The 25,757-nt window shown below is 61.1% G+C and carries 24 protein-coding genes; 10 read left to right on the forward strand and 14 right to left on the reverse strand.

What is annotated here, in order from left to right; genetic code table 11:
* Nucleotides 1–2: 2 nt before the first annotated feature.
* The 3 genes from AB8A33_RS03065 to AB8A33_RS03075 all read left to right on the forward strand — a co-directional run bounded on the left by AB8A33_RS03065 (nt 3) and on the right by AB8A33_RS03075 (nt 2,836).
* The gene (locus AB8A33_RS03065) at nt 3–242 is read left to right on the forward strand and encodes a hypothetical protein (RefSeq protein ID WP_439091369.1); all 240 of its coding nucleotides are present in this window, start codon (nt 3–5) and stop codon (nt 240–242) included.
* 20 nt (nt 243–262) lie between these two features.
* Nucleotides 263–1,012 carry a GntR family transcriptional regulator gene (locus tag AB8A33_RS03070; RefSeq protein WP_439091370.1) on the forward strand — a complete coding sequence of 250 codons (750 nt, stop codon included), beginning with the start codon at nt 263–265 and terminating at the stop codon, nt 1,010–1,012.
* 303 nt (nt 1,013–1,315) lie between these two features.
* Nucleotides 1,316–2,836, forward strand: a complete 1,521-nt coding sequence (locus tag AB8A33_RS03075) for a hypothetical protein (RefSeq protein ID WP_439091371.1) — start codon at nt 1,316–1,318, stop codon at nt 2,834–2,836.
* Nucleotides 2,837–3,178: 342 nt separating this feature from the next.
* Here AB8A33_RS03075 and AB8A33_RS03080 read toward each other — a convergent pair whose 3' ends face one another.
* The 3 genes from AB8A33_RS03080 to AB8A33_RS03090 form a co-directional block, all read right to left on the reverse strand.
* Complete coding sequence (locus tag AB8A33_RS03080) at nt 3,179–3,445, reverse strand: hypothetical protein (RefSeq protein WP_439091372.1); 267 nt, start codon at nt 3,443–3,445, stop codon at nt 3,179–3,181.
* A complete protein-coding gene (locus tag AB8A33_RS03085; RefSeq protein WP_439091373.1) occupies nt 3,445–3,657 on the reverse strand; it encodes a hypothetical protein in 213 nt (70 codons plus the stop codon). The genes AB8A33_RS03080 and AB8A33_RS03085 overlap by 1 nt, the downstream gene beginning before the upstream one ends.
* A 348-nt stretch (nt 3,658–4,005) precedes the next feature.
* Nucleotides 4,006–4,503, reverse strand: coding sequence for a hypothetical protein (locus AB8A33_RS03090; RefSeq protein WP_439091374.1), 498 nt, complete (start codon nt 4,501–4,503; stop codon nt 4,006–4,008).
* A gap of 33 nt (nt 4,504–4,536) precedes the next feature.
* Here AB8A33_RS03090 and AB8A33_RS03095 point away from each other — a divergent pair, with 33 nt between their 5' ends.
* Nucleotides 4,537–5,013, forward strand: a complete 477-nt coding sequence (locus AB8A33_RS03095; RefSeq protein WP_439095840.1) for an AtaL-like protein — start codon at nt 4,537–4,539, stop codon at nt 5,011–5,013.
* A 112-nt stretch (nt 5,014–5,125) separates the two neighbouring features.
* Nucleotides 5,126–5,557, forward strand: a complete 432-nt coding sequence (locus AB8A33_RS03100; RefSeq protein WP_439091375.1) for an NAD(P)H-dependent oxidoreductase — start codon at nt 5,126–5,128, stop codon at nt 5,555–5,557.
* On the opposite strand, the gene AB8A33_RS03105 is transcribed toward AB8A33_RS03100, so the two are convergent.
* The 10 genes from AB8A33_RS03105 to AB8A33_RS03150 all read right to left on the reverse strand — a co-directional run bounded on the left by AB8A33_RS03105 (nt 5,529) and on the right by AB8A33_RS03150 (nt 23,079).
* Nucleotides 5,529–7,454 carry an AAA family ATPase gene (locus tag AB8A33_RS03105; protein WP_439091376.1) on the reverse strand — a complete coding sequence of 642 codons (1,926 nt, stop codon included), beginning with the start codon at nt 7,452–7,454 and terminating at the stop codon, nt 5,529–5,531. The genes AB8A33_RS03100 and AB8A33_RS03105 overlap by 29 nt on opposite strands.
* Entirely contained in the window at nt 7,454–7,960 is a 507-nt protein-coding gene (locus tag AB8A33_RS03110; RefSeq protein WP_439091377.1) for an ABC-three component system middle component 5, read from the reverse strand. The genes AB8A33_RS03105 and AB8A33_RS03110 overlap by 1 nt, the downstream gene beginning before the upstream one ends.
* On the reverse strand, nt 7,957–9,087 hold the full coding sequence (locus AB8A33_RS03115) for an ABC-three component system protein (RefSeq protein ID WP_439091378.1): 1,131 nt from the start codon (nt 9,085–9,087) through the stop codon (nt 7,957–7,959). Before AB8A33_RS03115 ends, AB8A33_RS03110 begins: the two co-directional genes overlap by 4 nt.
* Before the next feature lie 145 nt (nt 9,088–9,232).
* A complete protein-coding gene (locus AB8A33_RS03120) occupies nt 9,233–9,547 on the reverse strand; it encodes a hypothetical protein (protein WP_439091379.1) in 315 nt (104 codons plus the stop codon).
* Nucleotides 9,547–9,933, reverse strand: coding sequence for a hypothetical protein (locus AB8A33_RS03125; RefSeq protein ID WP_439091380.1), 387 nt, complete (start codon nt 9,931–9,933; stop codon nt 9,547–9,549). The genes AB8A33_RS03120 and AB8A33_RS03125 overlap by 1 nt, the downstream gene beginning before the upstream one ends.
* Nucleotides 9,934–10,140: 207 nt before the next feature.
* Nucleotides 10,141–16,119 (reverse strand): DUF3320 domain-containing protein, encoded by a 5,979-nt coding sequence (locus tag AB8A33_RS03130; protein ID WP_439091381.1) that lies wholly within the window; start codon nt 16,117–16,119, stop codon nt 10,141–10,143.
* Nucleotides 16,120–16,439: 320 nt separating this feature from the next.
* Nucleotides 16,440–19,958 (reverse strand): AAA family ATPase, encoded by a 3,519-nt coding sequence (locus AB8A33_RS03135; RefSeq protein WP_439091382.1) that lies wholly within the window; start codon nt 19,956–19,958, stop codon nt 16,440–16,442.
* Nucleotides 19,955–21,244: a metallophosphoesterase family protein gene (locus AB8A33_RS03140; protein WP_439091383.1), complete on the reverse strand. Its 1,290-nt coding sequence runs from the start codon at nt 21,242–21,244 to the stop codon at nt 19,955–19,957. Before AB8A33_RS03140 ends, AB8A33_RS03135 begins: the two co-directional genes overlap by 4 nt.
* 406 nt (nt 21,245–21,650) lie before the next feature.
* Nucleotides 21,651–22,217, reverse strand: a complete 567-nt coding sequence (locus AB8A33_RS03145) for a metallophosphoesterase (RefSeq protein WP_439091384.1) — start codon at nt 22,215–22,217, stop codon at nt 21,651–21,653.
* Nucleotide 22,218: 1 nt separating this feature from the next.
* Nucleotides 22,219–23,079, reverse strand: coding sequence for a metallophosphoesterase family protein (locus tag AB8A33_RS03150; RefSeq protein WP_439091385.1), 861 nt, complete (start codon nt 23,077–23,079; stop codon nt 22,219–22,221).
* A gap of 132 nt (nt 23,080–23,211) precedes the next feature.
* Between AB8A33_RS03150 and AB8A33_RS03155 the strand changes: the two genes are divergently transcribed.
* Nucleotides 23,212–23,520, forward strand: a complete 309-nt coding sequence (locus tag AB8A33_RS03155; protein WP_439091386.1) for a hypothetical protein — start codon at nt 23,212–23,214, stop codon at nt 23,518–23,520.
* Here the strand turns inward: AB8A33_RS03155 and AB8A33_RS03160 are convergent.
* Entirely contained in the window at nt 23,462–23,998 is a 537-nt protein-coding gene (locus AB8A33_RS03160; protein ID WP_439091387.1) for a hypothetical protein, read from the reverse strand. The two genes, AB8A33_RS03155 and AB8A33_RS03160, sit on opposite strands and share 59 nt — an antisense overlap.
* Before the next feature lie 166 nt (nt 23,999–24,164).
* Between AB8A33_RS03160 and AB8A33_RS03165 the strand changes: the two genes are divergently transcribed.
* From AB8A33_RS03165 to AB8A33_RS03180, 4 genes are all read left to right on the forward strand, one after another.
* Nucleotides 24,165–24,470 (forward strand): hypothetical protein, encoded by a 306-nt coding sequence (locus AB8A33_RS03165; RefSeq protein WP_439091388.1) that lies wholly within the window; start codon nt 24,165–24,167, stop codon nt 24,468–24,470.
* A complete protein-coding gene (locus AB8A33_RS03170) occupies nt 24,467–24,814 on the forward strand; it encodes a hypothetical protein (protein WP_439091389.1) in 348 nt (115 codons plus the stop codon). The genes AB8A33_RS03165 and AB8A33_RS03170 overlap by 4 nt, the downstream gene beginning before the upstream one ends.
* Nucleotides 24,814–25,119 (forward strand): hypothetical protein, encoded by a 306-nt coding sequence (locus tag AB8A33_RS03175; RefSeq protein ID WP_439091390.1) that lies wholly within the window; start codon nt 24,814–24,816, stop codon nt 25,117–25,119. Before AB8A33_RS03170 ends, AB8A33_RS03175 begins: the two co-directional genes overlap by 1 nt.
* Nucleotides 25,120–25,189: 70 nt before the next feature.
* Nucleotides 25,190–25,531: a hypothetical protein gene (locus tag AB8A33_RS03180; protein ID WP_439091391.1), complete on the forward strand. Its 342-nt coding sequence runs from the start codon at nt 25,190–25,192 to the stop codon at nt 25,529–25,531.
* Nucleotides 25,532–25,757: the final 226 nt, after the last annotated feature.

Consider the following 25,757-nt stretch of genomic DNA (forward strand, 5'->3'; position numbering starts at 1 on the left):
ACATGCGCGTGGATATCGATCCCGCAAGTGCATCGGGAGATGGCGCTCATGGCTGTGACCGGGCCATGCGCGGCTGGACGGCTGCGAAAATTGCCGATGCCTCAGGCGCTTGCGGAGCCTTGCCAAACATTGTCGCGCCTCCCAGCCAGCATCTCTCAGGACTTTGGGCAACTAATATCTATATAAATTGGATTTTACAACAAAAATTTATATATTTTTATGAATTCGGAAAAAGTGTATAGAAATCGAAGCCGACAAGCAGATGATTCCGGGATTGAAGCACGTGGACACAACATCACTGGAACTGGCTTCGCCGCCGTCGTCCTCGACCCAAACCAGCACGGTGTATGACCGGCTGCGGGAGGACCTGCTGTCTGGGCGGCTCGAGCCGAGCCGGAAACTTCAGATGCGTTTCCTGACCGAGCTGTATCAGACCGGTCAGACGCCGCTCCGCGAGGCGCTCAACCGGCTGACCGCCGATGGTCTGGTCGAGTGCCGCGAGCAGCGCGGATTCTATGTCGCGGATATCAGCCGGAGCGAACTGGCCGAACTGACCAAGACCCGGTGCTGGGTCGAGAGTCTGGCGCTGCGGGAATCCATGGCGGCATCGACGCCGCAATGGGAGGAACAGCTTCTCCTCGCGCAGCATCGCCTCGGGCGAACCCCGCGCTCGCTCAATGCCGAACAGTTCGAAGACAATCCGGAATGGGAGCGACTGCACCGCGTCTATCACCGCACCTTGATCGGGAATTGCGGTTCGCAGTCCCTGATCGCGTTCTGCGGACAACTCGCCGACCAGCTCTACCGCTATCGGCGTCTGTCGATCCGCAAGGCCTTCCCGTCACGCCATGTGACCGACGAACATCAGGCGATCACAAGCGCGGTTTTGAGCGGGGATGCGGACCGTGCCGTGGATCTGCTCACGGCGCACTACAGGCAAACCGCCGAAGTCATTTTCCAGGACAAGCAGATCTTCTCGGAACTGGACGGGGGCGAAGACGCGGCATCGTAGAGGGCACGGAACAGGCCGAGCCAACACCTCTGCGGGCATGAAAAAGGCCTCGCGACGCATGCAAGGCCTTGGAAACATGTCTGCAAGATTTGGTAGCCAGAAAATTTGGTAGCGAGGAGTGGACTCGAACCACCGACCCCAGGATTATGATGCCGGTGTTCTAACCGCGCACGTCAACGCCGGTAACTATGTCGCTGTTTTGGCCGGGAAAAAGAGGCTAAACTCACCCTGGATGACTACCAGTCGGCAAGTCGACCGCATATCGTTTGTACGGATTTTGTACGAACGGCACCCGAGGCTTCCTTGCAAACTAGAATTCAGATTGGACCGGATGTCCTCAGGCTGGCCGCTTCGTCGGCAGCGGAGGCGGCCAGCAGCGTCGAGATCAACGACTGGAACGATACCTCGCAGCCCTACCTGACGCTGCGGCAGAGAGGCCGGAAGGTCTCGTGGATGGTCCGAGCGTTCGGCCGCTCGCAGCGCATCGGGTCGGCGATTGGCCAGTACAAGGACCCGGAATACCTTGGGCTTCGCGAGGCCCGCGAGAAAGCCCGAGGCGTCTATCACGAGATTGATCGGACACGTGGCTCTGACCCAGCTCAAGCGCCCGCGCCAGCCTGGACATGGGGCGACCTCGATCGGGAGTACCAGGAATCCCTCAAGCAGCCGCGGTGGTCGGCTGGTCGGGTCAAGCCTCCGAGCAAGGGGACGATGGACGACGTCAGGCTCTCCTTCGTTAAGCCGCCGGTCATGGCCCTGGGGCCCAAGACTCTCGTCGGCCTGACGTCGCTCGACGTGACCCGCGCCGTCGCGCAGGTACACACAGACAACGGCCACCGGGCCGCTTGCAAGACGCTCGCCTACATCAAGAGCGCCCTGACCTGGGCGCTGTCCAAGAGGGGCGAGAAGTCCGGGCTGCACGGAACGATGCCGTGGTGGGCCGCGATGCGGCCACCAGATCCTAGCGGCAACGAGATCATCGAGATGCAGGCCAGAAAGAAAACTCTGGCGTTGGCGAAGGTCGCGTTCGGCGTCGACCACCTAGGGGCCCTGCTCGTCGAGCATGAAGCGTTTTGCGCCGGCCGGAAGGCCGAGGAGAAGATCAGCCCCGGCGTGCGCTGGGGCCTGTGGTGGGTGGCTTTCACCGGCAACCGGCGCTTCTCCACCGTGGCGCTCGAGCGGTCCCGTCTGCATCAGACAGACGAGTTCGGCCGCGAAGGATGGGGTCGATCGACATGGCCGCCGGAAATGATGAAGGGACGACACGAATTCTGGTTGCCGTTGCCGCCGGCGGTGCTGTCGGTCGCCAACGGCTCGATAGCTGACTGGACGCAGCTCGTGCGCAATCAACACGGCGAGATCAGCAGCAAGTGGGTTTTCGCCTCGACGCGGCGATGTGGGCGGGATCCGGACAATGACGACGTGGCGGTCTACCCGAACTCGCTCAACGCGCATCTGCGCGCCATGAGGGGCCTCAAGGGAATCTCCGAGATCAATCGGCTAAAGGATCTGCCGTGGTTCTCGCTGCACCTCGTCCGCTCAGTCGCCGGCAATTTTTTGGACAACGCGCCCGGCGTGCCGAAATCGGGAATCTCAGGGATGCTGGCGCACGCCGACGAGGAAACAGACGACAGGCTGGCGCCAACGACGAAGGCGTTTTACGTGAACAATCAGAAGATGACGGAAAAATCCGACGCCATGGCGGCGTGGTCCGAGGCCCTGATCAGGGCCTTCGAGAAGGCGGGCGGCAAGCTGCCGGAGCCGCGCGAGACGTTCCGGCGGAGCAAGCTCAAGAACCCGGCGCTCGGGATGATTGTCCAGTAGCAGTGGACCGCACGAAACTCTTTCCGAGGAACACCGCGCTGCTAAGCAACCCACGACCGTGGCAGCTTGGCCCAAGCATCTCTGGGCTGAGATACCATCATCTGCGCTGCCTCCATCGCCTCTGTAAGGCTCTCGGACTCACCGGCGGCGAGCTGGTCGTGAAACGGACCTCCCTTTCGAAGGCGACCAAATACCTCGAATCCGCACATTCGGGGCCAGGCGCGGCTGGCCGGGCAATCGTAGGCGAGAAGCTCAACGCGCTCACCCGCGACATCGAGAAACATATGAACAGCTCTGCCAGGCCCTTTTGGCTCGCTCCTCCATCCGACTGGTTTCATGATATCAATCCTCCATGCTCTGCAGGATCCGCCCTGCGATCTCGTTGACTTTGTCGGCCGTCAACCGCATGCGGCCGGCCTCCGTGATCAGCGCCTTGGCGACCTTACGATCAACGTCGTCAGTGATGGCGCGCGTGCCATCGCCTATCTTCTGCAGGAGCGCCGGCGAAAGACCAGTAAGCCTCGCCAGCGGCGACTGCCACCGCGTGTCGCCGTAAAGCAATTTGCCGGCGGCGACGACGCGAGCGGCGCGGGGTGACGGCTTCGCCATCAGGCGATCCCGTTGATGCAATCTAGAGCGTGGTTCTTGACTTGCGACAGCGCCTCGCGCTTCACGTCATCGGCTGATGCGTTGGGCCTAATGTATCTCGTTCCGTACAATCCCTCGATCGTGGCGATATCGTCGCCGAACGACTGATGGCGCACGCGTTCGAGTTTCACTTCGAGATCTGCCAGCACTGCAGCCTTATCCGCCTTATTCATCTTCCGTCTCATCTGCCTCTCTCCTGATCCTGTTGGCCGCCGCGACCATCGCGTCGTTAATGTACTAGAATCTAATACATTCTTTCGGGATCGTCAACGGCGCGTATGAGATGTTAATACACGAAAGCGTGAGTCAAGCTCATCTTGGCGAGTTAGCTTCCCTCCCGCGTTAACCTTGATGTGTTGTTGAGGGAATGTCGGCTTGCCGCAGTGAGCTTTCCGTTCGATGCGGGACTGATAGTCGAATGATATCAATATTCACTCTGAGTTTCCCTCAGCGCGTGAGTGAAACATTGAGGGAAAGTCGACCGATCACGAGTGAATTCGTTGTCCACAATATCAACAGGCTTAGTCGTCGCTGCGATCGGCTTCCGATGGCGAGAGCATGCCGAACAGGACTTCTAGGCTGTCGCGGTAGACGCGCTCGCCCGCCTTCAACGACCCGCCCGCGTGCCGCGCCGAGGGCGGCATGACGAACGTCGCCGGCGTTAGGTCTGGCCTCCTGCCGTTGAAGTAAAGCTCCCATAGCGACAGGTGTAGCGCGTGCAGGAAACCGAACATGGTCTTCATCTCTTCGATGTTCGTCTTCGCCATCAGCAGGTCGGCATCTGAGCGACTCAGCCCTTTATGGGCGAACACGCCGTGCCGGATATCGCGGTACCTGGCTTCGTAGATGCCGCGCCAGTGGGCCACCGCCTTGCGCATGGCGCGGACATCGTCCGTCGTCAGGTCGTATTTGCCCTTGACGTACTCTGCGGCGACCGTGGCAGCCAGACCGTCGGCGATCTTGCGCTGCTCGAGGCCCGCCCGTGTGAAAAGCGCGATGTTGTCCGAGACGGACCGCACCAGCTTGTTGATGTTATGGATCGAGCGCGCGTCCTGATCGAAAATCCCGCTACCGTTCCGGTGAATCCGGCCGGTGAGACTAAGCTCACCCGCGAGCAGGCCTGGAAGGGCCTTGAACTGAAGGCACGCGATGCGCGCCTGTTTCTCCCGCCGGGACTGTGCACGCGCTGCGACGTCGTGGAGGAAAGCGCCACCCATTTCGTGCGCGAAGCCACCATCGCGGGCTCCGACCTGCGCGAGATCATCACCCTTGAGCGGCAGCATAAGGTGACTTTCTTCCAGGCGACTGGTCCGCGCGAAGGCGCCATCGTCAACGAGCTGTTCGAAGATGACGCAGGCGAATTGCAGCTTCGCTTCTATTGCTACACCGGCCTGCGCGGCAAGAAGCCGAACGGCCCCGAAGAGCAGGCCGAGCAGGCGCAGTTCGACAGCGAGGGCAAGGGCTACAAGAGCGCCTTGATGTCGACGCTGAAGCGCACCCGCGAGCTGCTCGCGGACGGCAATCTCTGATCTCGGTCACCAAACGGCGGGCCCGCTTTCCATGTAGGCCTGCCTCCGACCAAACCCTTCCGCAGACGGCCGCCCAGGACGCGGATGCCGCCCATCATCAAGGACGACCACAATGAAAATACTCCACATTGATTCCAGCATCAGCGGCGCGAACTCCGTCAGCCGGAAACTGTCGAAAGCGATCGTCGATCGCCTCAGCGGGGGCGCGGAAAACATCGCCCGGGCGCGCCGCGATCTTGCGATGGAACCGCTTCCCTACTTCGGGCCCGCGATCCTGACCCGGACGGCGCCGGACCACGAAACGGCCCTCGCCGCCGAGGTCCTCAAGGAATTCCTGGATGCCGACGCCGTCGTCATCGGCGTGCCCATGTACATGCAACGCTTCAGAGAGCCGAACGTCCTGATCTACGATCGCGAGATGGCGTATCGTCCCGATCTGCTCCAGAAGCATGTGGACTTCGGGAAATGTACCTCGCGGAGCGAAAGGAGGCGGCGGCAAGGAGCAGCGATACTGGCTAGGTCCCACCTTCGACTTCCTTGGTGACAATGTGCGCGAGAGTCTTGCTCTGTCGGCTGTATCGGGGCCCCACTGTCAGGTCGCTCCCCTCCAAGGAATCATCCGGCATCGAGGTCGTGAAGATCAACTGGAACGGGACTTTCACCTTCTGCGCCTCGGCGATGAGCAGACGCTGGAAGTTGTGTGTCCGTACAGCTTCCATCCCCTTGTCTTCGATGTTGTCCATCAGAAGAAAGCGCGGATGCCAGAACTCGGGATCGTAACAAGCGGAGAATAGCATCGACGAAATGGCTGCATTCTTGAGAACCACGTTGCTGCTTTCGGCGAAATTCATCTTGCCGTCGACGAGCATCGCGTCATCCCCGAAATTGATCGAAAACGTGGTCGGATCCTCGAACGCGTCCTCGCGCGGCAGGTCTTTCTTCAGGATGTTGCAGCCGATCGAGCCGATTAACGTCATGGCCTTGTTCGTTCGCGACGTCGCAGAAGCGAATAGGCGCTTCAACAGCTTTTCCACCCGCTCGATCTCGTCGTTCAGCGCCACGCGGGCCGCCGAAAGCGCGTCGATGCGTTGGACGATGGACCTTATCTCCTCGAGGTGTCCGATTTCATAGTCGATGCGACCGATCCGACGATTCCTTTCTGCGAGAAAACTTTCACGCGGGGAATTGCTGATGTCGTACCTGGCGGCGAAGTCTGTGAGCAACGCGGTGTAGTCGCGCCGCAGGACGCGCGCATCGGCTTGCGCGACCTGCAGCTGAGTATTCTTGGCATCGAGAAGTTGACGCGATTCCCGGATCTGCAGTTCCGTGTCGATTCTAATCTCGAAATATTTCGACTTCACCTCGTCGACATCGAGCACCTGATGGCAGACGATGCAGTGACCCGGCTCGCCGTCCTCCAACGGCTTGAGGCACGCTGGACAATACTGAAATTCGATATTGCCGATCCTCTCCGCCAGCTCGTCTGTAGCGCTCAACGTTTCGAGCTGATCTTCCAGATAGGCGGCGAATTGTTCTATCTCTCCGATTTCGTCAGACAGGGTGCTCCCCCGTTCTTCGAGCCGATTCAGATTTCCGGCGACCGCCCTGAGCTTGGTCTGCATGCTGCGTCGGTCCGCGGCGAACTCGCCTGTCTGATCGGCGCCGACCAGATCGTCGGCGTTCGCGATCTCGGACAACACTCTGGCCTTTTCCTCGACTAAGGCGCCGCTCCGCGCATCGAGCATCGCGACAGACGTCAGTCCCTCCGAGCTGGGAAGAGCCGCAACCGCCGCATGATAGTCACGGTTCTTCTCGGCGTACTCGGCCTTCAGCTCACGCTGACGAATCTGATTTTCGTACAGCTCGTAGCCGTTGACGCCGATCAACAGCTGCCCCACGACCTCTCTGATGTCCCTGGTGTCGAAACTCTCGAAACGAAACAGCTTCCCGGCCGGTGTCTGCTGATCGGCATAAAGCAGACGCATTACCTGGTGCATCGTGACGTTGGAGTTTCCTAGGCTGGGAGCCTCCGGAAGGCCGATGGCGCGGAACAGGACCTGGGTTATCGACAGGTCGTTGCCTCCAGGAGGGCGTCGGATCGGGAAGCGCTGCCACGCATCGATATCGGCCTCGAGCGAATCGGCAAGCGGCCCGTAATACACGGAGACCGGCTCCTGCCTGGTTCCGATCGCCCTATGCAACGTCAAGGTCGACGACGCCGTCTCCAGTTCAAGCCGGACTGCCGTGCACCTGCTGGCGGCATCCTTCCACCGGTCGAACTCGCCGCCGAGACCGTAGAAAATGAAGTCGGCTATCGTCGATTTGCCGGAACTGTTCTCGCCGCGAATCACGTTCACGCCGTGATGGAATTCCTGGTCGTATTCCACGGATGCTCCCGCCATCACGCGGACACGCCTGATCGCCATGAATGAGCGCGTCATCAGGCTCCGATCCTCCGCAGACCGGTGGCCGATCGCAGCCCGCCCTTGTCGGTGCCAACGGAGGCGAATTCGTCGGTGATGAACCGCAGAACGGCGTGCTCGCGCCCAAGAACGAGACGGTCGCCCAACGAGGCGGCCAGTTCCTTGCCCATTTCGGTCAACTGATATTGTCCCTTATCTGCCAGTATCAAATCGCAGAGGCCGCGACCGACGAGGTTCTGAATGGCAAGCGTCTGGGTGCCTGCCATCTTGTTGTACAGCAGCGGCGGCGAGGGATACTCGAGGAAGGCCTCGTCGGGCCGCGGAATCTTGAGTGAATTGAACGCGCGTCTGGCTTCCAGGGACATCTGCGTGAGATGCAAAAGGCTCGGATTCACCAGGTAGAAATCCGAAACGAACAGACGGTCGCGGCGCGGGGGCGCCATCTTCCAGTTCTTCAAAATCGCGAGACACCGTCTCATGGTGTCGAAGATGTCGAGCTGGGCGTGCCAATGTCGAATGATCATGGCGCATCCCATCGGACATGGCATCGCTCCGTCAGGAAATAGAGCGCGTTCATGATGGTCTTGGTACTCGCTTGATTGGCGCTGTACTTGAGGCTCAACGGCTCGACCACGTCACGGAGGATGGCGGCGGAGATCGCGGCGTTGTCCGCACCGGCACATATCAGCGGGTGGTATATGAGGTTCTGGAAGTAGGTCTCGACGTCGGCCAGCAGATTGCGATGGAGACGCGTTTTTCCTGTGATCAGCCCCTGCCTAGCGAACTCGCGCGCAAACCGATTCTGGGACTCGTTGGCGAACTGGTACTCGTCCTCGCGCTCGGCGGCCGCCATCTTCTCGAGCAGCGATCGACGGTCCCCTCCTGGCTCCTGAAAGTCGTCGGGCGCGAACTCGTCGGTGACCGCCAGATGTTGATGCGTGTGAGCGATCTTCCTCAGCCGTCGCAATATGCCCAGGTAGACAACGTCGTGTCGACTCGACGGCTTGCAGATCGTGAGATGGTCGGCTTCGACGGCTATCGCCGTGGCGCCGACCCCCGGGTCCGCACTGCGTTTGTCGACGACGAGCGCGACTTTTTTCGTCTTGTACTTCTCATAGTAGACGCAGACGTCGATGTTCCGCCCGTGGCAGAACATGCGAAAGCTGTCGTTCAGGTCGTCCAGTTCGGGACTCTCGGACGCCAGCTTATCGACGTGGACGGAGGACAGCCTGCCCACGAAAAGCTTCAGCAGATCGGCCAGGCTCGATCCGGTGTGCGGCGTCGCCAAAAAAAAGACGCCCGCGCAGCTGTCGGCAACGCACTTCCATCCCTCGTCGTGCGATTCGGAAGCCGTTCTCAGCATCTGCTTAACAAGGAGGCCGCCGAGGCTGTGACAGACGAATACGATCGGCTTGCTGCCGAGGGAATATCCGGCCAAGGTCTCCAAAACGCTCTTCGCGCGCTCATGAAGGTTCATCTCCTTCTTAGCCCATTGTGCAAAGACGCTGGCCGGGTAGCCGATCGTATAGAAGCTCAGTGAAGGCAGGTCGGCAGATAGCCACTTCGGCCAGTAGTCGCCCTCCGGCTCCGAGCCCGGCGCACATGTCCACGTATCGACGGCGTCTCCCGTCAGCCCGTGAACGAAAACCACGTCGGCGCAGCTCTCTCGCTTCGAGACAGCTGCAAAATGAAAATCCCCAGACAATTCCGCCCCACTCAATTTCCTTTTCGGAAGGTTGTAGACCCAATCGACGGACCTGCAAAGAAGAGACGGTAAAATGGCCCGCGCGTATCCGTCACAGGCTTTGCGCGACGGACGTCGGATGGTGAAACTGGCTATTCTCACCGAATAAACCGTCGATGTGTTCGGATGCGACAGACGGATCGCCGTCCGTCGTCCGCGCGGCTTCCTCCAGCTCCCAGATCTTCGCGTTCTTCGGGAAGGCGTCGATTTCAGGTGGAGCTCTCGCCGGCTCCGGAGCGTCGGGCATGGACACCAAAATCGCTTGGCTGCCGACGATGAAGACGGTGTCGGTGTTAAATTCGTAGGCCAGGGCCCGGACGACCCTGAGTAGGCCTTCCAGGGTGCGCAGCCGGCGGCCCTCGGCCATCATGGGCCTCTAGGAACGGAAAGTTCGGGTTGCGCATCCAAGCCGCGCTTGACCACCCTCCTCGCGGCCTTTCTCAGCCGGACGCGGGCATGGTAGTCGCCAAAGTTGACGCCCTCGGTGAGATAAAACGGCGAGGTGTTGCGCAGCCGAACCATCTCGCGATCTCGACTGATGAGCTTCGAAGCCAGTTCCTTCGGCGGTAGCGCAAGAAGTCCCTGCCATTCGCGTACGAAGGGCCAGTCGGCGAACTGGCTCTCTTGGCGCTCATGCGCCACCTTGGCCTTCTCCACCAACGAGGGAGCGCGACGAAGCATCCGCACGATCAGCCGATGCATCATCAGCTTCGCGGTGTCGCCTACTACGCCCTCGTTCAGTCCGTCGCCCATGGCGGGATCGCCTCACTGTCGGCAATACGAGCCTTTTTTTTTAGGCCCGCTTAGAAATATAAACAGCCGGACGGTAACACGAAAGAGCGCCGATCAGGCTCGGACGGCGATGGTTACTTCTTCAATTCATAGTCGCCGGAAAGCCATGGGCGCGTTTTTTACACCAGAGATGGGGCAGGATGCTGGTAGCGCATCCCGATCTTTAGCTCACTGCGCGTTCAAGTGAATTGTCCTGGCAGCCTCAAATCTTTCACGCGTAGAGGCCGCCAAACGTCCGAGAGCGAAGTGTGCCTGCATTCCCCGGACGATCTCTTCGTCTTCGAAGCCGGTTGCGCTCAACATCTGCGCAAGGCCGGCGAGTTCGCATAATGGAATCTCGCCGTGGACCCGCTCGCCGCCCGTACGATAGGCAACGATGTCTTTCACTCCATTCCCGGCGTTCCAGACGATATCGCGATCGTCGTCTCGCGATAGCGGATAACGATCCCGACCCAGAGCGGATTTGACGACTTTCTGCACGGTTTCGCCGGATCTCTGTATCCCGTGCGCGCGCGCCAACCGGTCGACCAATAGGTCGAAATACATGGGCCCTTCGACTGAAACCACGTGGTCGACCATTTTCCGCAAACTCGGACGGTAGTCCACGTCGTAGAACCGATCGCGTTCCGGCGTGCAGGCGGCGCTCGGATCCGCTTTGACGTATGGAGCGGCGACCAGTACGACCGCTGCTGGAGCGGCCCCCGGTCCCTTGGCATAGAGCCTCGCGGGAGCTTCGCCGGCGTCCAGCTCATCGTGCGCTGGTGTTGGCGAGGCACCCGAAGCGCCTCTGGCACTCCCGCTGTTCGCAGTCGCCGGCGTCGTGAACGGTATGACCCTTTGATCGTCGTCCGGTACCGGACCAGCGTCGATGTCGATCGACTCGGTCACGGGCTCCGGCTCGACAACGGGATCGACGCGTGACGCCCGATCCTCTGCCAGATCCGCTTCGAGACGGGTCTGAATCTTGTCCAGCGCCGACCGAGGATCCAGCCACCATTCGGTACTCCAGATGCGTCGGATCTTCCATCCCAGATCGGTCAGTACCATCTCGCGCAATCTGTCGCGATCCCGAGCGGTCGCGGAGCGGTGATAGGTGGCGCCGTCGCACTCCACGCCGGCCAGATATCGACCGGGAAAATCGGGATGCACGATGCCGAGATCAACCCGGAAGAACGAAACGCCGACCTGCGGATGCACCACCCAGCCTTTGTTTTCGAGCGCCTTCATCACCGCATCTTCGAACGGAGAATCGGTGCCACGACCGGTCGGAGAGAAGGCTTCGGCGATCGCGCGTGCGCCATGTTCGGCGAATTCGAGGAAGTGCTTGAAGTCGGTCACACCGCGGGAGCCGGTACGTCCGAGATCGATCTGCTCCGGTCGCAACGTGGCGAAAACGAGGAGCTCACGACGTGCGCGAGTTACGGCGACGTTCAAGCGACGATGGCCTCCTTCGCCGTTGAGGGAGGAGATCTGCGCCGTCACACGACCGTTCTTGTCCGGCCCCACGGCGACCGAGAAGATGATGACGTCGCGTTCGTCGCCCTGCACATTCTCGATGTTCTTGATCAGCAAAGGTTCGGGCGTCTGGGTCTTGTCGAAATGGCGCTCTAGATCCGGATCCGCCCGGCGCGCCTGATCGAGAAGGTTTTCGATGAGCTTCTGTTGCTCGCCATTGAACGTGACCACGCCGATCGAACTGCTCGACGTCTTCAATCGGCGGACGACCTCGGCCGCGACGGCTTCGGCCTCTTTGCGGTTCACCTTGGCTCCGCCTCGCTCGTAGATGCCACCCGGGACGTGAACATATCGAACCGCGGTGTCCCGCGTGACTGGGGAGGGAAATGTGACCAGTTCGCCGCGATAGTACTTCGCGTTCGAGAAAGCGATCAGGCTCTCGTGACGGCTCCGGTAATGCCAGGACAGGCGCATGCTCGGCAGGTTCGAGGCGAGGCATTCGTCCAGGATGCTCTGTTGGCTCTGAATCATCCCCGTGTCATCGTCGCCGTCGTCGCCACTACCGCGTTGTCCGACATTCGTCGGCGGAAGCTGCTCCGGATCACCGACGATGACCACCTGGGTTCCGCGTGCGATCGCGCCGACCGCATCCCAGACGGGGATCTGCGACGCCTCGTCGAAGATCACGATATCGAATGGCTTTGCATCGGCTGGCAGATATTGCGCGATCGAAAGTGGACTCATCATCACGCAAGGAGCGAGTTGCGTCAGAGCATTCGGAATGCGGCTGAACAACTGCCGCAACGGCATCTGCCGCGCCTTCTTCGTGATCTCGCGAGCCAACGTGCCCCATTCGGGATCCTTGCCGAAATTCGTCTGGGTCGGAACGCCGACCCCGATCCTCGTCTTGACGATCTCCCGCGCAAGTTCGCTGATTTTCCGATCTGCCGCGATGAAAGCTTCGATCGCGGCTTCGTGGCGCACGGCGAGGAAGCTGCTCAGGACTTCGTCCTCGTTGACGATCGTCTCGGCAACCCACCGGGCGTAGGCGTATTCGAAAGCGCCGAGAAGCTTGTCCCCCTCTGTTTCTCCGGTTTCCGCCGACACGACCAAGGGGCCGAGGCCTGCCGCCCTGGCGGTCCGGGCAGCAGTCTGCCAGGCTGCCCATTTCGGCGCCTCGATGAGATTTGCCTTCCAGCGCGACATCCATTCGAGGAGTGTTTCAATCCAGCCCGGCTCGAGCACGATGATGGATTCCGGCTTCTCCAGGCCCGCGCACTCGCCAAGCTCCTTGGCGCTCGCGTGCATCTTCGGAAATACAGCGTGCATACGCTCGAACGCTAGACGAACGTTGCCGCCGGCATGGAAACGGTATGGATCGCGGCCGAGCAGGACCCCGATGTTGCGAAGGATAGTGGTGGAGCTTTCATCGTTCGCGGCGAACCCGTCGCCGGTGGCACGCGCGTTGATCGCCCAGACGATGAGGGCGTCGAAGCGGGAAGTATCGGTCGCCGCTCCCCGCCAGAGATGCTCCATCCCGGCAAAGGATGGTCTGAGGCCTTCGATGTCGCGCACGAGATCCGCGAGATCCGCGAGGACCGCGAGATCGTTGGCGATATCCGCCGGCACATCGCCTTTGCAGAACGGCTGCAACACCGCGCGCACCTTGTTCTTTCGACCCGCACGGACCACGAAGTTGGAGGCACACGCTTCCGCCCAATCCTTTTGCAGCGCCGGGATGTCGAGACCCGCCGCCTTCAAGCTGTATTGGGTCGTCAAGCTTACCGCGCGATCGCGCATCCGAGCGATCAGCTCGATCATCATTGTCAATGCGCGGATGCGGTCTGCTCCGTTGTCCGCCAGAAGCACGATCCCATCGGCGGCATCCGGCTGGATGAAGGCGCCGGCCAGACGGATCAATTGAGGGAGTTTCGAATCGTCCCAGTCGTCCTCATGCAAGTTGATCGACGAAGCGAGCCCTTCGGCGGCCAATCGCAATTCGCCGAGCGAAGCTTGCAGGCGATCGATGGCTTGCTGCAGGGTCGTAACCCAGGCCGGACTCCACTTTGTCTGTTCGATACCTCGGAGGGGGTGGGCGGAGGGGTCTCCGACCGCCTGAAGAGCGGTCCGCATATCCGCGCAGCATTCCCGCATCGCGGCGAGTTCTGCGGGCGAGTGGACGGTACCGACCGGCCAAGTCAGCCCGGCGTCGGCAAGCAGATCCCGGTCCGCCACGACGCGTCCGAACGCTTCATAGGCCGTCATGCCGTTCGCTCGGCGTCGGTGGAGCGATGAAACCAGTTTGTTGAGGAGCTCGCGCTTCTTCCCGAGTTCGCCGGCCGCGGCTTTCCAGTCGTCTTCGGTCGCGACATTGCGGTCGCGCCAGGCGGTTGCGAGCTGCTCGAGTACGCTCGACTTCTGCGCCTTGGTCGAGTGGACTTCGAGGCAGTAGTTGCCGAGCCCTATTGCCTGCATGCGATGGCGGACGACCTCAAGCGCAGCGGTTTTCTGCGAGACGAAGAGTACCGTCTTCCCGTGCGCGAGACAGTTGGTGATTGTATTCGCGATCGTCTGGCTCTTGCCGGTGCCGGGCGGCCCGAACAGGACGAAATCGGCGCCGCGCTGCGCGGCGATCACAGCTGCCAGTTGCGACGAGTCCGCCGATAACGGCGTGAAGAGATCACCCGGATCCACCACCTGGTCGATTGTATTGGGTGAGACGAAACCGCCACTTCCGCCTTCGTAAGTATGCGTCGGGGTATCGATTAGATGTCTCACCACGCGGTTACGCTTGAGCAGGTCCTCCCGATCGACTAGATCCTTCCACATCAGGTATTTCGTGAACGACAGGGTCGATAGTGCTACCTGCTCGGTCACCTCCCAACCCTTGATGTGCTTCACGTGGTGCTGGACCGATTTCCAGATCCCCTTGAGATCGATTCCAGCTCCATCCTGCGGCAGATCGCCCGCGAATTCAGACATCGACAGGTCGAAGTCCTGCTTGAGCATCTGGAGTAGGGTCGGATTGAACCGCGCCTCGTCTCCCTGCAAGGCAAGCTTAAATCCCGAGCGTACGCTCTTCCGTTCGAGCTGGACCGGGATGAGGACGAGAGGCGCACGGTATGGACCGGCGCCTTCCTGGGGTGTCCAATTGAGGAAGCCGAGGCAAAGGTAGAGCACGTTCGCTCCACCTTCCTCGAAGGCGAGGCGGGCCGCCCTGTAAAGATCGGTCAAACGCCCTTCGATATCCGTATCGACGACGGTGGTGTGGAGTTCTCCGCGCGCCATCGCATCCAAGAGGAAATCCTTACGGACTTCCGCGTTGCGCTGTGCGGTCAGCAGGGCGGCATCACGGCCGTCGCTGCCGTCGAGGACGGTGGTCTTGCCGATCAACTTGAAACGTCGGCCGTCAGCGAGAGCATCCTCCAGGGCTGCCGGGTCGGCGCACTCGATGGCGATGACCGCTTTCGAATCCTTGAAGTTCAGAAGACGGTTGCGGAGGCTCAGATCCAGCAGATTCCGTTTCCACGTCTCGAGCCGGTCGGTTGGGCGCTCCGCCGCCGGCTCCCGTTGCCGGTCGAGTTCTTCTTCGAAATCCGGAACCTCGCCGACGTCCTGCGCGACCGCGACCGTATCCTGCGGCCTGACCGCTCCATCGCCCGCGGGGGCGACATCCAGGGGACGTATCTTGGTCGCGCGCGCGCGGCGGACATCGATCGCCAATTCGAATGCGGAATCCGCATCTTCCGCGATCAGCTTCTTGGCGGCGTCGACAGCCTGCTTGAAAAGGGCAGGGTTCGATCCCGTCATCAGCGTCGTCTCGATGAGGACGAGTTCCTCGAGTTGGACGCGTTTGCGCAGTGCCTGGGGATCGTCGACCACCACGCTGGAAAAATCGTCGTCCATCAGCCAGGCGCCCACGAAGGCATGCCCTTCAGTCAGGACCAGCAACGGATTGAGACCAGCCTGTTCGAGGCAGGAAGCGTAGAGCAACGTCAGGTCCAGACAGGTGCCGACTTGACGCGCCAACACGTCGCCTGGACCGCGAATCTGCTGCCCGCTCTGCTCGAAGCTCTTCGGCGGCAGGACGTAGGAGATTGAGCGCGACACGAGCGCCGCCCATATTGCGTCGGCGATCTCCCAGGCGCGCGCCTTCCGTTTGTCGACGTAACCATCCATTGAATCCTTGCGCCCTGCTGCGGCCAGCTTGCCGGATGCATCGCGCAGCACGACGTCGACGCTGGGATCCGTGGGCCGCACGAACGCCGCAAGCAGTTCCGGCGCGGAATTTACGCCACCCCAGAAGGACGGCGGCAGTACATTCACCGTCACCGAATGTTCGGCAACCATCTGATCGCCCGAACAGACCCGGATGCGGATCTCACCCTTTTGCGCCGCATTGACTCCCGAAAGGAACGCAGGGTCGAGCTTCAAGTCCACCAACCGGAGATGGTGCATCGATTGGGGTGCGATGCGATCGATTCGCCATACCCCGGGAGACATGAAGGGCGGTTCGGCCACTAGGTGCACCGAAACATCGCCGAGTTCCTCAAGCCTGTCGTTCTCGACCACCAGCTCCCGAACGATGGGGACGGCGTTCTGATAAAAGGCGCTGTTCACATTGTCCGACGTCGAACATGCGATCTTCACCAGACCGGTGGGCAGGTTTTCGTCTGGACCTTTATCGAGCACTTGAAGCCTCGCGAAATGGTTCGTCTACGCCCCCGATCCATCGGGTAGTCAGCAGCGGCACAGCTTTGGCCCGCTGTGGGCCATGATCGCGACGTTTCACGTATTTGCGGTGGTTTGCAACCCGGCGGACGAGCAGTCGAGAAAGTCACCATAATTCTGGCTTTCCCCAGCGCTATCTAGAATCTCGATTGTTCCGAGACTTCTCCGCCGGGGCTACTTTCGTAGTAGAACTTCGGAGGATTCGACATCAGTAGATGGCTGATGTCTACCGTAAGCCTTCCGCGACGGAGCATTTCGCCTCAGGTGCTTGGACATTAGGTCTACGCGAGCGACTGCGGAGCAGTCGACGTGCCCAATTCGCCAACTTCCGACGTCTCACGCCGAAGGTGGTGAATTTTCACGCGCGGCTCGACCGACCTCGCGATATCGCAAAGGTGCCGATGGTGCGTGAAATAGACGACCTGGCCCCTTGCGGCCATTCCCGTGAGCAACCTGAACGCCTCCTCGGCGCGGAAGTCGTCGAACGTCTCCATGATGTCGTCGGCAAGGAACGGGGCGGGAAAACGGGACTTCGCGAACTCATGATAGCCGGCCACCCGCAAAGCCAGATAAAGCTGAAAGCGCGTGCCCTTGGAGAGCTCCGAGGCGATCTTTGAACTTCCGTCTGAGCCGTTTGCGATGAGAAGCTCGCTGTCACCGGCAGGCTGCGTGACCAGTTGCGTATAGGCGCCACGGCTGATGAGCGAAAACGACTCCGAGGCGAGGGTCATCATCGAACTGCGATGACGATCTCGATAGGCATGCAGTGCCTTGTCCGCCGCCGCCGAACCCAGACACAGCCTCAGGTAGGCAAGTGCCCTGTCCTCGATCTCGAGCAGGGTCGTGCGGCGTTTCTCGTCCAAGGCTGCGACAGCGGCGTCGCCGCCGACGGCGCCGATCCGGTCTTCCGCCTTGCTCCGTATCGAGAACAAATCTTGGGTCCGGTAGTCCTCGTCTTCCAGCCGCGCCTTCTGCTCCACCAGTTCGGCCTCTAGCGACAGCCTATCCAGGGCATCGAGCTTCGTCTCGGCCTCCGCGACGCTTTGCAACCGCACGGCGTCGATTACTTCACGTTCCGCTTCGAACAATCGTTGCTGAAGTTCTGCTCTGCGTGCGGCCATGCGCAGACATCCTTCCACTTCGATAAGCGAGTCGACGCCGAAATATTGCGTCATCTTCGACGCCTGAGCGTCAGCTTCCGCAAGCTCGTCCAAAAGCGCGCGGAATTTGACTTTCGCGGACGCGAACCTTTCTTCCAATATCCGCCTTTCGTCGCGCGTCTTCACTGCTTCCTTGATCCTGTCGGTCACCTCCTGCCAGCGTCCGAGCGGGTCGGTGGATCTGGTCTCGAGTCCCATGGCGTTGGCGAGCCGGTCGACCTCGGTACGGAACAGAGACTGGTCGCGCTCCATCTTCGCCACGCGATCCGTCAGCTCCATCTTCTTATCGAGCGCCGACGTCAGTTCGGTCACGGCTTCCAACGTCTCCTTCACGGCAGCCACCGTTGGAATTTCAGGGTGATCACCGAGCCACGTCGTGGAAACGAGCTTCTTCCACGACAACGTCCAGTCGTTATCGACGTACCGTACCGCATCGAGCTCCTTCTCCCGAGACGCCAGATCACGGCATCGGTCGGCGACGACCTTGCGTCGTGCTCTAACGCCTGTCTCGTCATCGAGAACGGTCTGTCCGGCGGCAATGAGCGAGGCAAGATCGTCCTCTATGGCGAACGGCACGCCAGCGGCACGCAACGCCTTCTCCACACGCATTCTTGTGGCCACCGCCTCGTCGCGCACCTGATCCAGTTCGCGTTGTGATGCCGTGACCCGTGCGCGCACATCGAGCGCCCGCTCCCTCTTGTGCATCCAAAGCTTGAGATCGACAGCGCGAACATCACCACCGATGCCGGGGACCATTAACGACGTGGCTGCGGCTATTTCGGCATCCAGCGCCTCGCGGCGCCGGCCAATCTTCTCCATCGATGTCTTCGCTTGATCCAGGGCAACCCTTCGCTCCACCCGATCCAGCATGACGCGGTTCATGTCGGCAATGCCTGTCGTATGGCCGAATCTTTGTTCGGAGATCCGGTCGTACTCGCGCATGGCGCCCTCGAAGATGCCTGCCGTGGCATCGTCGAGTGTTCTCCGGTGGGTCGCCCAGGCGGTTTCTCGGGCCGAACGAGCCGCTGCGGCGTGCAGGTCACTGATGGGCCCCATGCCCGTGCCGAGCGCTTCGAGCCGTGCCTCAAGCAAGGTGATCTCGGCCTCGAGCCGATCGACTTCGCTCTGCCGGATGGACGCTTCACGCAGGATTTCGGACTCTTCGGCAATCCAGGCCTCGAGCCGCTCCGTGCCCGGGGTCGGTAGTGCGAGAAGAGCATCGCCATCGCCGGTCCACGGGCGCAATTCAAGCACCCGGTCTGCGAATTGCGCCGTATCTTCGGCAAGAGCGCGTTGCACCGTACGCTGCCTTGCGGTCGCATCGCTTTCGCGGGCAGTGCCGATAGCGACCGCAAGCGCTCGCAGAGCAGCCTCGTCCCGCTCTGCCGCGATCCCTTTAGTCTGATCTCCGGCATCCGCCAGCGCGGCGCGTGCCTTGGCGACCTCGTTCTTGGCACTGATGAGAGACGCGTCTATTCCGGAGCGACGTTCGACAAGGTCGCGCAATTGTCCGGTCGTCGACGCGGTCAGTACCAGGTTCCTGGGTTCCTCCTCGGTCGATCGGCTGACCCTCATTAGAATCGTCGCGACCGCCTGCTCCGCCAGCCCCATCCGGAGGCGGCGGTCGGGAAGGTCCTTCTCCGCCGTCACGTATCGTGCTCGCAGATCCGCCAGAACGTCCAATTGGCCGACGAGTCCCAGCGCTGCGGCGTCGACCGTGAGATCGTCCAGCAATCCTTGCAGTTCAGACATCTCAGTCGAGGCGGTCTGAACCTGTGTTGCCAATTTCACCTGCCGGTTTGCCAGCTCCGGCAGTTCATTCAACCAGGCCTCCGGGGCGGTCGGCAGCGGAACGAGCGATTCGAGTTCGCTGCGGAGAGCGCGCAGAGTCACCAGACGCGGTAGGACGCCGAGAAACCGCCGGATCTCGTCGATCCTGGCCTGCGTGCGGCCGCGACTGGCAATCGCCAGATCGTAATCCTTGGTCGTTTGGTCGCGTTCAGCCAGTAGCCGGGCGAATTCGCCCGCCAACGTATCGATCTTCTCGCGCGCATCCTTGAGCGTGACGAGATCCCTCTTGAGGTCGACTAGGGCCCCCGACCGTTTTCCTGCCTTGAAGAAGGCGTCCGCTTCGTTTCGCGTCGACTCTAATCGATGGCTGACGCCCGCCAGCCCCGCGGTCGCGGAAAACAACAGATGTCCGAGCTCCCCCTTGCTGGCAAGGATGCTTTCGCCGCCGGCCTCCAGCGTTTCATCATCTAGGCAGAACATGGTCTGATAGGCACCGCGGTCAAGACCGCCCAGATCGCCAAGCAAAACGGCCTCCGGGATAGGTTGACCGCCTTGATCCAGAAGGCTGTTCTGCGGGCGTTTGATCCTTGAGACGGCGCGCATGCCGCTCGCCTGTTCGATTTCCGCTTCTATCAGCATGGTCGGATAGGGGTGAAGGAAGTTGTAGCGGCTCTGTGGCTGGATCCCGAACAGCAGATCCACGCATGCCGACATCGCGGTAGATTTTCCCGCTTCGTTCGGCCCATAGACGATGTGGAGGTCGGGCTCACCCTCCGCTCCCACGCCGAAGTCGATCGTTGTGTCGGTGAATCGCCCGTAGCGTCGCAGGCCGAGTGTCCGGATTCTCATCGTCGTGCGCCGTCGTCGTCGGTCGCCGCGAGCCGGGCAAGAACCTCCTCGGAGCCTTCCTCGGATAGTTGCCTCACCCGAGCCGCAAGACCGTCATCGTCCGGGATCAACGTCCGCCGGCATTCGGGTGGCAATTGATCGAGCAGCTTTTCCACGATGTCGCGGGCCTCGGCCTGGAACCCCTCGGAATCGATGATGTCGTCCGCGATGACTTTCTTTAGTTCTTCGACGGGATCCGCACTTTCGCTCAGCATGACGGTCGTCGGTCGTCGACAGTCGATCTCAAGCTTATCGATCCAGACGTTGCCCAATGCCGCCGAACGACTTTCTGCTTCCGTCCGGAGAAGGTCGGCATCTCGTCGGATTGTCCATGCCAGCGGCGTTATGCCCGAAACGGATAGGCGCGCGACGAGATGTTCGGAAGCCGATTTTCCGAGAGCGTCGCCCAGCGCTGCCTCAATTCCGGATGCCAATTCCCTCCATGTAGATATGCCGGAGGCGTCGACATCGATACGTTCGAACTGCGCCACGCTGACGATGCGCTCGTCCAGCGTTATGGCGCCGTCATCCATCACGCTCACGAGCGTCACCGATTTCGGACCGCTTTCTCCCACATCGCGTCCCTGCGGAATGCCGGGCATGACGATGCTGCAGGCGCCCTGGCCGTGAATCGCCGAACGCTTGTGTATGTGGCCCAGAGCCCAATAACGGAAGCCGGAACTCGCCAGGTCGCTGGCGCTGCAGGGCGCGTATACGTCGTGGCCAGGCGACCCATCGAGACTGGTGTGCATAAGGCCAATGTTGATCGCGCCTTCGGTTGGCGGCCGATATTTCTTTAGCAGGCTTTCAGGGGCCTGTGGTTTGGCGAAGCTGAGGCCATGGACCACAACCTGTCTGTCCTTGGCGTCACGATCAACCGCGATGGCCTCGCCGCGCGCTTCAAACAAGTGCACGCTGTCGGGCAGAACCAGTTGCCGGGTTATCTTCGAGAGCGCGTCGTGGTTCCCACGAATCATGAACACCTTGATTCCGGCGGTGTGCAGTCGACGAAGCTGGTCGGCCAGGAATCGAGCCGTCTTCATCGATGTCTGTTCGCCGTCATATAGGTCGCCTGACAGCATGAGCGCCTGTACCTGCTCATCGAGGCACAGATCGATGATCCGCGCGAACACCTGACGACTGGCGTTCCCGACGAGGGCGCCCAACTCGGGGTTGCGCATCGCCAGTGATCGCAAAGGCGAGTCCAAGTGGACGTCGGCGGCATGGACAAAACGGTAGGCGGTCATTGGGGGGCTCGCTCGGCAAATCTCTATGGGGGAGTATACGCCGTTATCTTCACGGAGAAGGAGTCCGCGCAACGAATAATGCCGCTTGATCCACGATCCGACAGAAGTCGCGTGCAATCACAGGCGCCGGAAAACGTTGTTTCAAAGGACCTTGTCCTTCTTCGACGCGACCCCGCCGACGCCAGCTTACGGCAGCAACGCAGGACCTCCCACGGAATCTCACCCATGTGGTCGGCGACTTCGATGGCGTCTTTGAATGATCTGTCGTCCAGATGCTGCAGGACTCGCTCGGCTACCCACCACGCTGGAACCCTGCGGGACTTCGGAATGAATCCATGGCGCCGCCAGTCGCGCAGCCTTGCCGATGGAACGCCTGTCATGCTGGATGGATGCCGGCTGTCGACGCTCACAGCTTCAGCCCTCCGACATCCATGTCCTCGATGTCGTCGCGCGCTTCGGGATTGTTCATCACCGGCAGCGTCGCGAGGTGCTCTTTGATCGTCGACAAGCGCACCGGAGACCAGCCCATCACATCGACGCCGATGTCGCACGACTGCACGTTGCCAGGCAGCCTGCCATGCGAGTGGCCGTGTAGCATCAGCGCGCCCTTTCGAATCTTCGGCCACGTCCGAAGCGCGTAATGACATAGGACGACGTTCTGACTGTCGATGCTCGCGTAAGCGATGTCGCGGACGCTCTCCCACGGCAGCGCGAGCGTGTGCTTGTCGTCGTAGTTGCCGCGGATCAAATGCTTGTGACCGTTCAAGCTACCGAATAAGAGCGGCAGCTTCGCCGCCGGATACCTGTGCGCAAAATCACCTAACATGATGACCGTGTCGTCCTTTGCGACGACTGCGTTGTGTCCGGCGACCAGGGCCTCATTCATTTCGTGAACGTCGCCAAAGGGGCGATTGCACATCTGGATGATGGCAGAATGGCCGTAGTGTTGATCGGCGATAAGAAAAGTTGCCATCTCAAATCCTCATCGCCGGCGTCAGATCCACACCGACCTCGATGGCGAGATGCGGATCGAAATCCGGATTTTCGCGCGGTGCATTCGGAACGAAACGCGTCGGATATCCACGCGGGTTCGCGATCACACGCGTGTTGCCGACCACGTAGTCCTGATTTCGGTGAATGTGCCCATGGATCCAGAGCGATGGGGCGTTCGGTCCCTGCATCAGGGTCTCAAGGTTGGACGCGTAGCACCAATCGAGATCGGTGAACGAGAGACCCTTGTTCAAAAGGCTGCGATAACTTGGAGCATGGTGTGTGATCACCACCGTCTCCGCGCACTCGGTCGGCTCCTCAAGCGTGCGCTTGATGTATGCACGAGAGATCTTGTGCGCATTGACGGTGTCGCGGGGACGCAATGTATCCTTCGACCTGCCGCGACCGGTCTTGATCAGCTTGTAGTCGTTCATAGCCTTCGCGGCCGAGCGAACGGCATCGTCGAAGCTGACGTACGGCGGTCGCGCCGAGAAGTCGGTCCAAAGCGTGGCCCCGATGAAGCGGACGCCTTCGATTACGACGGCCTGGTCATCTAGCAGAGTGATGCCGTTTTCGGCCGCGACGCGTGGCGCATGTTCGCGCTGCCACTCCCACGTCGTCTTCGTGTCCGCGCTGCGGTGGTCCGAATAGAAATCGTGGTTGCCCAAAACGTAGATGATCGGAAGATCGGGCCCGAACGCCTTTCGCAGCCAAGGCAGCGCCAGCGTTGCAGGCGCCATGGCATCACCCGCGACGACGACCAGATCAGCGTCGACATCGAGCGGCGGCTCATAGCCGTTGTGCGTGATGTCGGTGTGAACATCGCTGATGACGGCTACGCGCACGATGATCCTCCAGGAAAAACGCCAGTCCATCGAATGCAATGATTGGACAATACGCTCCGTTAACACATGCTACGTACAAAGGCAACATGTGACACACAATGTGTCCGAAAAACCTCGAAGAGGAGATCAAGCATGGCAGGAGACAGCCACACCGGATTCGACCAGCAGGCTTTCACCGTCGGCGCCGTCGGCGGAGCCGCCACGATCGCCGGCGCGATTGGCGCGGGCATCCGCAGCCTCGCCGTTGCCCGCCGCGAGCGCGGCATGGTGGACGTCGTGCAGAGCCGCGACGTTACTATCCGTTCGCTGCAACGACGCATCGATAACCAGAGCATCGAACTCGGGCGTCGCGATGCGACGATCAGAGACCAGGCCCTGACCATCAGGGAGCTGGACCTGCGGCTGACCATGTCGCAGTACCTGCGTCAGCGAGGACGCTGAGAAATCCGCCGGAGCCCTGATCGGGTGCGAGACCAGGCTCCGGCGGCCATTCAAGACGATCGAGCGGCTGTACGCTCCGGACACCAGCCACCAGATCGTAGCAGCGTATATGGTCAGAAACGCTTATTCTATCGGCACAAGCGAGCGCGATACACTCGTCGCGAGTGAGGCCGTTCAGCCACGCCGCGATCGACCGCGGCATCTTCGGCGGCATCGATGCCTGTTCGCCTGCAACAAGGCTGTCGCAGCACCATTGCATCACATCCAGCGGCAGTTGCTCGTACAGACGCTTGTGGTCCGGTGCCACCCGCGGCACGTCGTCGGCCTCAGCCGATACTTCCGGTGCCGGAGGCACGTCCGGCCCGCCGCCTCCGAGCACCCCGTCGAGCATGCGAAATGGCGCGGTCGCGATGCGACCGAACATGCGTCCGAAGGACTTCAGCGCGGACGCGATGGCGGAAAAAACAGCCTTCAACATGACAGCCTCCTCTGTTGGCGCGGATATCCAACGCCGGAAAGCTGCAAGAGGCAAAACTGCGCTCACGGTGAAGACCCCAACTAGCGCCCCTTGACTTTGGCACGTTTTTGGTGTCGGTCTGACGTTACCGCATGCCAATGTTGCCTATAAACCGTGGAAGCAACCCTTGTCGAATTCTCCGAAAGACGTCCCCAGTTCGCAGGCGGGCCGCATCAAGTGGGTCGCCCAGAAGATCTATCCGCTCGGTCGCTGGCGAATTCACATCGCGCGTGGACTCTGCATCGGTCGGTCGACGCTCTACCGCTATCTTTGTGAAAAGAAGCCACCGGCGAGCAGCATCGATGACAGGCTCATGATGTTGATGGCTCGAGAGCGCATCGCCAGTCACCGTCGGGCCCGTGAGATCGCAAAAGCGGAAAGGGTATTCGCGCAGGAGATGGGCCGTGCCATCACCAAGAAGGATCCGAAATGAGCCTTACGCAGCCGACATCGAGCTACGCGCCAGCCTCCACCGATGACTGCGCGGTCAACCCCAGCAGGGTGAATGATCACAAGGGGGAGGGCTGGACCGAGCAGGATGATCTGCTGCTCGCCAGCATGTACTTTAGCGTTGCCAGGCCATCGGTCGCGGAGATGGGCGTGGCGCTCGGCCGCACGCCGAAGGCGATATGGACTCAGGTTTCGCGACTTGGCATGGCCAAGCCCGGCGCGAAGCGGCGCCCCTGCATGACGTGTACTAGGCCGTTCTTCTCGTCGCACGCCGGCAATCGCATTTGCGTGAAGTGCATCAAGCAGAACCAGCTGGAGTGCGCATAATGGATTCGAATGTCATCTCAATTCGAACGGGTAAGCCAAAGTCACCACCGTTGACCGTCAGCGAGCACACGCTGACCGTCGCTGGCGACACCTATACGGTCCGCCGAGCCGTCGACGCCGACACGCAGCGCGGTTTCGTGACGATCTGCACCGAGGGCGGCGCCATGATCCTGGTGTTCTCTGCGACGTATCCACGTGAGCACATTGCTACACTGATCATCGCCTGGCGCGCGGGTCACGCGCGAGGACTCGAGCGCGGCCGCCGCGATGGTATCGACTCCTGCATCATGAGGGAAGTCACATGAGACAGCGCTGGCCCAACACAGCTCACTGGCAGCGGCTGGCGTCCACCTTCCGCGCGACCGATGGATCGCGATGGCGCACTGCTGCCGCGGCGCTTCTCGGGTGCAAGAAGCGCGATCTGCGGGCTATGGTCGACCGCGATCTGCCTTCCTCGAAATCAAGGCGCTCGACGCAGATCTGATCGAGCGACTCCACTCACATGCCGCGAGACTGCAGGAGCGCGCAGATAACGTCTGCAACATCGCCCGCTCGGTCATGCGAGCGACTAACGAGATCAGCCAGACGGAGATCGAGAGGCCAGTGATCTTCGGCGCCGACAGCGAGCCGTTCGACGTCAAGACCGCGCATTTCGAGCCGTGGGAAGCGATTATCCGAGAGATTCTCACGGAGGACGCATCGGGGGATTCCCAATGATCAAGCGGTCGAATCCCGCGCCGGCCGTAGTGCCGACTGTTGAGGCGACGCCGAAGCCAACGGCACCGAGACCTGCGGAGCCGAGGCCTGCGCGCGCCGGAACCGGTGGCGGAAGCGCAGTACGACGAGGAAGGCCGCAGGATCATGAGCGCGCCACTGGCACCGCCTGCACGGCCGGTACCGACGATCCTTCATCTAGGACCTGCGCTTAAGTTCCCCGCCAGCT

Source organism: Tardiphaga sp. 813_E8_N1_3 (genome assembly GCF_051811025.1).
Classification (GTDB): Bacteria; Pseudomonadota; Alphaproteobacteria; order Rhizobiales; family Xanthobacteraceae; genus Tardiphaga.